General features: G+C 62.0%; 3 protein-coding genes. All 3 read right to left on the reverse strand.

Going from position 1 to position 3299, the window contains the following annotated elements; genetic code table 11:
- Positions 1-1021 precede the first annotated feature (1021 nt).
- Genes MK313_RS17980 through MK313_RS17990 form a run of 3 tightly spaced genes read right to left on the reverse strand, consistent with a single transcriptional unit; the run spans position 1022 to position 3205 of the window.
- Complete coding sequence (locus MK313_RS17980) at positions 1022-1741, reverse strand: hypothetical protein (protein WP_287783579.1); 720 nt, start codon at positions 1739-1741, stop codon at positions 1022-1024.
- Between the two features lie 55 nt (positions 1742-1796).
- Positions 1797-2462: a transmembrane anchor protein gene (locus tag MK313_RS17985; RefSeq protein ID WP_287783581.1), complete on the reverse strand. Its 666-nt coding sequence runs from the start codon at positions 2460-2462 to the stop codon at positions 1797-1799.
- 17 nt (positions 2463-2479) lie between these two features.
- Entirely contained in the window at positions 2480-3205 is a 726-nt protein-coding gene (locus MK313_RS17990) for a HupE/UreJ family protein (RefSeq protein ID WP_416054155.1), read from the reverse strand.
- Positions 3206-3299 lie beyond the last annotated feature (94 nt).

The following is a 3299-nucleotide window of genomic DNA, read 5'->3' on the forward strand; positions in this document are numbered from 1 at the left end:
TCGCCTTCATACGCGGCAAGAATGTGGTGCCGTTCCACCGACCTTGATGTCTACGTGGCCGCAAAACACCGCTTACAATGCTCCTGCGATCAATTATAACGATGATTATTATACGCGCGGGAGCAGTCCCGCATGAAAATGTCCATCAATTTATCCGAGTGGATATTTCCATTTAAACAACGGCCTGTAGATTTATTTTTCTATGAAACGCCTAAGAACTTCCTACGAAAGAAGACATTATTTGCGTGACGCCGTCAGCGACACGGGTCCAGTTCCGTCAGGCCAGGCCAAAGCAGATGCAGCACTTAAGGCCGCGCCAACCCCGGTCATAGAGAACGGACTGGATCGGCGGGGCTTCCTTTGCCGGTTCAACCGATCCATCAATCCAAACTGGCAAAGGCTCGAGCGATGGCCCCCAGCCCCCCTCCCCGCTAGAGATCGATCTTCTCCGGCGTCAGACAAATGGGGAAGATGAAGCCCAGCCCAATACGCAGGCTAGAGGCTGAAGGCAACCTGATAGCGTTAAACGTGTCGATGACGCTTGGGAGGGCTATGAAGCTCTTCCCGCTCTTGGTCCGGCAGGGCTCGCAAAGAGCTTAGCAACTACGCAGCCTGGCCTTTAACAGCCGGCACCATCTCCTGAACAGCGAAGGCGCGGGCTCATTGCCAAGGAAGGGTGTGCGGCGGCTGCATTGAGGGTAGAGGGACACGCTCACGGGAGCATGTAACGAGAAGCGATCACCGACAGCTGTAGCGGCAATGGGGGTTACGAAATACGGGCCGCCAATTTCCACATCGTGAGAATCATACCGTGAAACGGAATACGCCTACACCTCGGCGCCGACTTATGTATGGCTGGGTCCGGATCCTTAGGCCCGGCGCTGAGGGTGGAAGTCCTAGAACGCCACACAAGGTTCCAGGGGGATGCAGGCAGTGTTCGGGCGCTTTCCTGGCCGGATCCTTGGATGATGCCCATGGATAAATCTAAAGAATGGCTAAGCTAACGCCCCTTGGACGCCGGTCACGAAACACCCCCAAACCCGCCTAGCGCCGCCAGAAGGATAACGGCAAATCCAAATCCAGCCTGCAGGTAACGGCCATAGGGCTCCAGCCGGGCGGTGTGATCTCTGGCGATGCCGATTGCGAGCCGGCTGGCAAAGACCGCCACCAGAGCGACGGCGGCGAGCGTGACGGCCACACCGACCGCCAGCGACAGAAGCAGAATGACGGCATGCGCCATCGATGCCTGGGCCAGCGCGAAGCCCAGCACCGTGATCGTCAGGGGACAGGGCAGGACGCCAATCCCGGCCGTTATGGTGAATGCGGCATGGCGCGACGCACCATGCGGCCGGAAAGCCTGCAGGACCATCAGCGCTCCGGCCAGCGCGACGAGCCCATAACCGAGGGTCGTTACCAGGGGCTCGCCCCGGCCGCTGAGGCTGGCTGCCGGACGCAGCAGCGCGGCGAACAGGGCATAGAGCAAGGCGCCGGTCGCCACATGCATCAGGGCCGCCATCGCCGCGATCCGCAGCCCCTTCAGGGCCGTGCCCCGGCTGCCGGCGAGGAAGGCCGCCAGGGCGAGCTTGCCATGCCCAGGCGTCAGGGCATGCAGCGCACCAAGCCCGATCCCCAACGCCAGAAGGGAGGGCATGTCACCGGCCCGCAGGACCGATGACAGCGCCGCCAGGATTTCCCGCTGCCAGACGGAAACCAGCGCCCATGCCTGCCCGACAAGCTCCATCAATGACTCCTCTCCCCCTCCCGCACGCGATGGCAATGCGGGAGGGGAATCGCGATCAGACGACCCGTTTCAGGGCGATGAACTCACCCTCCACGCGAAGCGTCACCGTTACATCCTTGCCGGTGCGGTTGCGCCAGAACCAGCCATGGTGCCCGTCGAACGCCGCCTCCAGAACGCCCTTCTCGCCGGGTGAGGCGCGGCCCTTGCCATAGCCGTGATAGAAGTCGCGCGGCGCATCATAGGGATCGCCATGGGTGTCGTAATTCACGCCGCCGCCGGCTGCCTTCCACTCGAAGGACACCTTGGCGCCCTTGCGCATCTCCAGCTTCACTTCCGCGCCTTCGCCTGGCTTCAGGGTAAGCGTATATTCCCCGACCTTAGCCTGGGCGAGCTGCACCGAGGCGGCGGCCGGCTTCGCCAGGAACAGTTCGGCCAGCACCGTGCCGATCAGGCCGGAACGCTTGTCGCCGGCGGGTGCGGGCACCGGCTGGCTCTCCTTCAGCCGGTCCTCCTCCGCCTCGCGGGAGAGCTGTTCCTTGATCTCGCCCATCTCGGTCAGGCCCAGCAGTCGGCCGATGCCGGTAGGATCGATGCCATACTCGCCGGGCAGCACCGTGGTCACCAGCAGCACGATGGCCGTGGCGATGGCAATGAAGGTGGAGCGCAGCAGCTGCCGGGTGCTGGGCAGCTGGTCGCGGCTGGGGATATTGCTGTTATACATGTCTTGGTCTCCCTGGATCAAGCGACGAAAAAGCCGGTGATGTGATAACCCACCAGCATGAAGCCAGCGGTCATCATGGCGACGTTGGCGGTGTAGGCATGACGCAGGAAGCTGTCGCTGCGCCGCCAGTAGCTGATGGCAATGAGGATGGCGCCCAGGGCCAGCAGCTGGCCGATCTCGACGCCGACATTGAAGGCCAGCAAATTGGGAATGAGCCCGTCCTCGGCGATCTCGTATTCCTGCAATTTGGTCGCCAGGCCGAAGCCGTGGAACAAGCCGAAGATCAGGGTCGCGGCCCTGGTATCGGGCTGAAAGCCGAACCAGCGCTGATAGGCGCCCATATTGTCGAGTGCCTTGTACACCACCGACAGGCCGATGATGGCGTCGATGATGTAGGCGCTGACGCTGATGCCCGAGAGCACGCCGAACAGCATGGTCACCGAATGACCGATAGCGAACAGGCTGACATAGAGGGCGATGTCCTTCGCCCGGTAGAGGAAGAAGATAACGCCCAGCAGGAACAGCAGATGATCGTACCCCGTGACCATGTGCTTGGCGCCCAGATAGGTGAAGGGGATCAGGTGAATCCCGGTGATCTCCAGGATGTAGCCCTTGTCGCCTTCCGTGACGGCATGGGCGAAGGCCGGACCGGCGAGCAGCAGCACCGCCAGCACAATTGGCAGGCCGAGCAACGGTCTCAGCTGGTGAAGCGGCCGAGACCAAGCAAAATCGTTTCGATGCATGTCATGTCCAATATCGTCGGGTTGATGAGCCGCCCGAGGCGGCCGTGAACGGCGATATCAGGCGCGGCGCGGCGGTCTTTCCGGCTGGTCGGGG

The organism is Oceanibaculum sp., from assembly GCF_022449305.1.
Classification (GTDB): domain Bacteria; phylum Pseudomonadota; class Alphaproteobacteria; order Oceanibaculales; family Oceanibaculaceae; genus Oceanibaculum; species Oceanibaculum indicum.